We start from the raw sequence: 5,486 nt of genomic DNA on the forward strand, positions 1-5,486 counted from the left end.
GTGAGCGGCCGCCTCGCTCGGGCCGCCTCGCTCGGGCCGCCTCGCTCGGGCCGCCTCGCTCGGGCCGCCCCGCTCAGGACGCCACGGTCGGGTCGAGCGGGCGGTAGCGGTAGCCCACCCGGCGGACCGTCTCGATCCGGTACCGGTGCTCGGGGCCGAGCTTGCGCCGCAGCCGGGTCACGAGGACGTCGACCGTGCGCACGTCCGGGGACGTGGCGTCGTCGGCCTGGTGTCCCCACACCGAGGACAGCAGCGCCTGCCGGCTGTGTGCCTGCCCGGGGTGGTGGACGAAGAAGTCCAGCACCTCGAACTCGAGGTAGGTCAACTGCAGCGCCCGCCCGTCCACGGTCGCGAGCCAGGCGGTCCGATCGATCCACACCCCCGAGCGGGGCGGGGTCTGGGCGGTCGGGCGGTGGTCCGGCCGGGCCGGTAGCGCGGTCGCCCGCGCGTGTGCCGGGACTGGGGCGGGCTGACGGGGAAGGGTCGCCGCCGTCCCGACGGGCGTGCGCGGCGGCGTGGTCACCAGGCGCGGCCGGTAGGGGAGGGCGGTCGTCTGCGGGGGCATCGCTGGCCTTTCGGTCAGTGGTTCTCCCGGTCGCCGGGACCTGTGGGCGCGGGCCGGGTGGGCTTGTGGAGCCGGGCGAGCCTTGGAGCCGGGCGAGCCTCGGAACCGGGCGGTCCCTTGGGCGGGGCGGGAATCCTGTGCGGGCGGTGGCGGCGGGGCTGGTCCCGATCCCGGTTTCGATGGGCGCGGGCCATGGGCCGGGCAGCGCTCGGGCACCGCGACGATGGGGCGGCCGAGCTGGTGTGGACCGGCGCGCGACATCGGTGCCGGGCGTCCTCGCCGGTGGCATGGAGGGATGTGGTGGCCACCGCGACGATGGGGTGCGCCTGATCGACTACGGGCTCGTGGCGGTGCCGGCGGCCCTCTGCAGGCCGAGGCCGGACCTCACTGGGCCGGGAGTCGGAGCCCTTGCGGCGGCTCCGGTCGGCCCGAAGGCGCCGGGCGCCGGTGGTGCGGCTGGCGGCCGCCCGTCAGAGAGCCGGACAGGCAGCCGAGGCGACGCGGAGCAGATCGATATGGCTCCGGGTGACCAGGATCAGCCGCTTCAACACAAGAGCAACGGAAGCACACTGTTCCCGCCGCCGCCAAGAGAATAAAAGTGTGACTTGCTTCACATGGTGTTATGTCATGCATCGAATGGGTGGCAGCGGAGGCGTGGGACTCCAGGTCCGCGCGGTCGATCGGCGGGTGGGTGAGGGTTTCTGGGCAGGCGGCATCGTGTCCCGGTCAACCTGATTTGCACCGATTGGTCGGGACCCTCGGAAGTCGCGCCGATGGTCAGGCAAAGTCGATTTTTCCGGTGGGGAAGTCGGAATAGACTGGCGGATCGTTCGGCATCCGTTGGTCGCAGACGCGAAGCTGCCGAGAACAGGAGATCTCATGGCGCTGCCTGATTTCCTCGTGATCGGCGCGCCGGACGCGGGCATGGAGATCCTCCTCGCCGACCTGCGCCGCTGCCCGGCCGTCTACCTTCCCGCCACCGCGCTCACCCCGCCGACCGCTGTCGCGTCGGCCGCCCGGGGAACGGCACAGGGTGGTGCGGGGGCGGAGGGCCCGGCTGTGGCGCGTCGCCGGGCGCGGTTCGAGGCCCTGGTCGAACCGGCGCCCGCGGGCCTCCTGCGCGGCGTGAGTGCCCCCTACCACCTGGCGGACTTCACGGCGCTGCGGCACCTGCACGAGGTGCTGCCCTACGTGCGGCTCGTCGCCCTGCTGCGGGATCCGGCCGCGCGGGCCCACGCCCACTGGCTACGGATGTGTGCGTCCGGTCTGGAGCCCATCGCCGACTTCGAGGGCGCCCTGGCGGCGGAGGCGGCGCGGGCCCGCACCGCCTCGTCCTGGCCGTGGCGGTATCGGGCCCTGGGCCGGTACGGGGCCCAGGTGCAGCGCCTGTACACCCTCTTCGCGCGCCAGCAGGTGCTCCTCGTGTCCTACCCCGAACTGTGCGCGGATCCGGCGATCGCGCTGGGCCGCGTCCATCGCTTCCTCGGCCTCGGCCGCCTCCGCGGTGCCGGCGCTGTCGATTGGCCCGGCCCGCCCGCCGAGGTCCCGGCTGAGTGGTGCGGCGAGGCTGAGTGGTGCGGCGAGCCTGAGTGGTGCGGCGAGCCGATCGGCCCGCGGTGCGCCGAGCCGGCGGTGGCGGCCGCGGCGCGGCGGCTCGATCCGGCTGTGGCCGCGCGGCTGCATGCCGATTTCGGCGCCGATCTCGACCTGCTCGACCAGGTGACGGGACGGCGCTGGGCGCTCGGTCCGGCCTCGGACTGATCGGCGCCCAGCGCCGCCGGGTCAGCGAGAACCCTGGGTGAGGGCGACCGAATCGGGCACCCGGACGGGTTCGGGCACGGTGCGCGGGATGACGCCCTGGATCTGCCCGATCACGTAGTGGGCTGACATCATCGCGCCCTCCTGCCAGCCGGGCAGCGGGGAGCTCTGGTCGCCCAGCACGTAGAAACGCCCCTCCCCCTCGGGCTGGAGAAGCTGTTTGTAGGCCCGCATGTGGTCGGGGTTTCCCGGATCCCAGTCAGCCCAGCCGCCGAGCTGGTGGGGCACCTTGTGCCAGGCGATCGTGATGCCCTTCGCGGTGGGGACGACGCCTTCGTCGGCGAACCGCGGGTGCAGTTCCGCCGCCCCGGCCCGGGCCTGCGCCAACCGCTCCGGCGGCGCCAGATCACCGAACTTCGCCGCCACGCCGGCGAAGTTGTAGGCGCCGGTCACGGTGCCCGCCGCCGAGAAGTAGTCATTGCTCGGATACCAGATCTGAGTGATCGGATGATTCGTCCAGCTGATCCCGCCGTAGATCTGGTCGGCGTCGCTCTCCCAGAAACGCTCCTCGGCCTGCCAGCCGACCTTGCAGGTGTCCGCAAACCCGACGGCACTGATCGCCGCGTCGAACTCGGCGGAGAAGTTCGTCGAGATTCCCCGCAGTACCGGCAGCGGGATACTGCTCACGCAGTAGTCTGCGACCAGCGTCCGAGACTGGCCGTCGCGCTGGTATTCGACGGCCACCTTGCCCTCGTCGAGCAGCCGAATCGTGGTGACCTCGGAGTTCAGCTCGATGACCTCGCCGAACTGGCTGCGGAGTTCCCGCTCGAAGGCGGTCACGATGCGATCCATGCCGCCGACCGGCTGGAACATCGTGGCCTGCCACAGATAATCCACCGGCTGGTAGAAGCTGTGCCGCCAGAATCCCGACTCAAGCAGGTCCCGGAAGGGGATCGGCGGCGCCGGGCGAGGGAAGTCGTGGACGTCGGGATCCTCGATGTACCCGGAGCGGGTGGAGCCGTCGTAGCTGTGGTCGTCCGCCAGCGAACCGAACACCCGCAGCAGGTCCAGCAGCTCCCCGGTCTCGGCGTCGCGCTGCACGAGGGTCTCGGCGAGCATCGCCGCCAGGTGCCCGCGGGTGTCGTTGGCGACCTGCCGGTTGCGCCATCGGACGACGCGGCCGTCGGCGAGGTGGACGACGTTCGCCGTCGTCTCCATGATGTACGGCTCGAGGTCGACGCCGAACGCACGGCAGTAGTCGAGCATCCGGCGATGGTGATGGGGGATGCGGCCGGGCCCCAGGTTGAGGTAGAGCCCCTCGCCGAAGGAGCACCGGTGGGTGGTGACCGGCTCGCCGGTCGGGCCGAGTTCGCGGAGCACGTCGCCGCCGCGGGCGGTGCGGTTGCGGCCGCCCGCGCGGTCCGACGCCTCCAGCACGGTGCACCGGTAGCCCAGCCGGCCGAGTTCGTACGCCGCGGTCAACCCGGCGACCCCCGCGCCGAGGACGGCTACGGTGGCGCCCGCGCGGGGCGCCGGGGGCAGCTCGAGCGAGCCCGTCCAGCCCGTCGCCTCCGGCCCACCCCGGCCGATCATCGCTTCGCGCAGTGCGTCGGCGGCACTTCGCGCGGTCATGGGAGTCGTCCGTGGTTGGCCTCGCGCATGGTTTGCCCACCTGCCTTCATCGTCGTCTGGGGTTTGGTACTCGTCCGGAGGTCTGGTACTCGTCCGCCGTCGTGACCGGGCACGTCCCGTCCGCCTACCGAAGCCGGCCGGCGGACGGGACCAGCGTCACCCGGTGAAATCGAGATCGATGATCTGGTAGAAGCCCTTGGCGGTGTCGGCAACCTCCCAGACGCTGAGCAGGACGTGGTAGCCCTGCCGCTGCGGCAGCACGATCGTGTGCCGGGTCGGGTTCTCCGGCACGAGGTCGTCGGCCGACCAGTAGGGCTGCCCGCTGTTCTGGACCTGATGGATGGGATTCGACTCGAACTGGGCCCGGCTCAGCGGGGCGTTCGGGTCCCAGCCCTCCCGGGTCAGGAAGTAGTTCCACCGCCGCGTCTTGTGCGGGGCATGGAAACTCCAGGTGATGGTGAGCCGCTGGCCGGCAGCGACGGGATGCTTCTGCCAGTCCGATCCCGGCTTGTCCAGTTCGGCGGCATAGTCCTGGCCGGCGCTGGCAATCTTCCCGTCGGCGGGCGGAGCATCGTTGCGGACATCGTCCGGTGCAGACGGATCGGCCAGTCCGGCCTGCGTCGCCGGGAAGAACTTCCCTGATTCCAGGCCTGCTGACTGCCATTCGGCGAGATATATGTGCGCGCGGGAGGCCGGTTCGGAGACCGTACCGTGGCGCGGCTCTACTTTGCTCTGAGTCATGGTGTAACGGTAGCGTCGGACCCCTTGGTTTGCATTCCCGAAACACGGGAAACCGGCGGCTTCTGCCGATGATTTTTTGAAACTCTTCCGAGTCAATTCCGGAGTTTTTTACGGAAAGCCCCGGACCAGGATCGGGCGCCGCGTTCCGGTCGAGTCGGGGCGTCCCGGCGGTCCGGGCCCGCGGGGGGCGGGTACCGTCGGCGGGATGAGTGCGTCAGCGAACAGCGATCCCGCCGCGGGCGACCCCGCCGCGGGAGTCGCCGGCGGGCCGGCCTCGACCGCCCCGCCGGCGCCACAGCCGCTGCCCTACGACGGCGTCATCTCCGTCGCCGTTGGCACGGTCCTGTGGGCCGTCGCCGCGCTGGTCATGCTGGTGTTCCTGGACGACCTGCGCGACGACGGCCACCTCTGGTGGCTGGCCACCGCGATCTGCGGGTTCGGGCTCGGGCTCGCCGGGTTGTGGGTCGTGATCCGCCGCCGCAACCGGCTGCGGGGCCGGCAGGGATAGCCGGCTCCCGCCGGCTCATGTCCCGTCGGCTCACGTCTCGTCGAGATCGTCCTCCGCCGCACGGAAGGCCGCACCCGTCGGGTCGCGCAGCTCCGCGGCGAGCGCGTGCCGCCGATCCCACTGCCCGCCGCGCCAGGCCAACGCCCGGGCCAGCGCGTCCGGGCCGGCGTCGGCATCGACGTGCACCTCGCCGCCGATCCCGCCGAACACCCGCCACGGCACCCTCGTCGGCCGGCCGGTCAGGTCCTCGACCAGCAGCGGCCGGTGCACGCGGTACGGGGT

The 5,486-nt window shown here is 71.9% G+C and carries 7 protein-coding genes; 2 read left to right on the forward strand and 5 right to left on the reverse strand.

Annotated features, from left to right (window positions below; genetic code table 11):
* Positions 1–73: 73 nt before the first annotated feature.
* Both ND748_RS24025 and ND748_RS35125 read right to left on the reverse strand, forming a co-directional pair.
* Positions 74–565: a winged helix-turn-helix domain-containing protein gene (locus tag ND748_RS24025; protein ID WP_251748227.1), complete on the reverse strand. Its 492-nt coding sequence runs from the start codon at positions 563–565 to the stop codon at positions 74–76.
* A gap of 470 nt (positions 566–1,035) precedes the next feature.
* Entirely contained in the window at positions 1,036–1,179 is a 144-nt protein-coding gene (locus ND748_RS35125) for a putative leader peptide (protein ID WP_374216018.1), read from the reverse strand.
* Between the two features lie 265 nt (positions 1,180–1,444).
* On the opposite strand from ND748_RS35125, the gene ND748_RS24030 reads away from it, so the two are divergent.
* Positions 1,445–2,326 carry a sulfotransferase gene (locus tag ND748_RS24030; protein ID WP_251748229.1) on the forward strand — a complete coding sequence of 294 codons (882 nt, stop codon included), beginning with the start codon at positions 1,445–1,447 and terminating at the stop codon, positions 2,324–2,326.
* Positions 2,327–2,347: 21 nt separating this feature from the next.
* Here the strand turns inward: ND748_RS24030 and ND748_RS24035 are convergent, their stop codons facing one another.
* Complete coding sequence (locus tag ND748_RS24035; protein WP_251748230.1) at positions 2,348–3,955, reverse strand: FAD-dependent oxidoreductase; 1,608 nt, start codon at positions 3,953–3,955, stop codon at positions 2,348–2,350.
* Between the two features lie 156 nt (positions 3,956–4,111).
* Complete coding sequence (locus tag ND748_RS24040) at positions 4,112–4,696, reverse strand: lytic polysaccharide monooxygenase auxiliary activity family 9 protein (protein WP_251748231.1); 585 nt, start codon at positions 4,694–4,696, stop codon at positions 4,112–4,114.
* A 205-nt stretch (positions 4,697–4,901) separates the two neighbouring features.
* Between ND748_RS24040 and ND748_RS24045 the strand changes: the two genes are divergently transcribed.
* Entirely contained in the window at positions 4,902–5,204 is a 303-nt protein-coding gene (locus ND748_RS24045) for a DUF2530 domain-containing protein (protein WP_251748232.1), read from the forward strand.
* 30 nt (positions 5,205–5,234) lie between these two features.
* Here ND748_RS24045 and ND748_RS24050 read toward each other — a convergent pair.
* Positions 5,235–5,486, reverse strand: a 252-nt coding sequence (locus ND748_RS24050) for a hypothetical protein (protein ID WP_251748233.1), incomplete at its 5' end; no start/stop codon positions are given.

Source organism: Frankia sp. AiPs1, assembly GCF_023716945.1.
Lineage (GTDB): Bacteria > Actinomycetota > Actinomycetes > Frankiales > Frankiaceae > Frankia.

Coding starts and splice junctions, on each gene's coding strand:
- ND748_RS24025 (WP_251748227.1), bottom strand. CDS start 565: ATGCCCCCGCAGACGACCGCCCTCCCCTACCGGCCGCGCCTGGTGACC.
- ND748_RS24030 (WP_251748229.1), top strand. CDS start 1,445: ATGGCGCTGCCTGATTTCCTCGTGATCGGCGCGCCGGACGCGGGCATG.
- ND748_RS24035 (WP_251748230.1), bottom strand. CDS start 3,955: ATGACCGCGCGAAGTGCCGCCGACGCACTGCGCGAAGCGATGATCGGC.
- ND748_RS24040 (WP_251748231.1), bottom strand. CDS start 4,696: ATGACTCAGAGCAAAGTAGAGCCGCGCCACGGTACGGTCTCCGAACCG.
- ND748_RS24045 (WP_251748232.1), top strand. CDS start 4,902: ATGAGTGCGTCAGCGAACAGCGATCCCGCCGCGGGCGACCCCGCCGCG.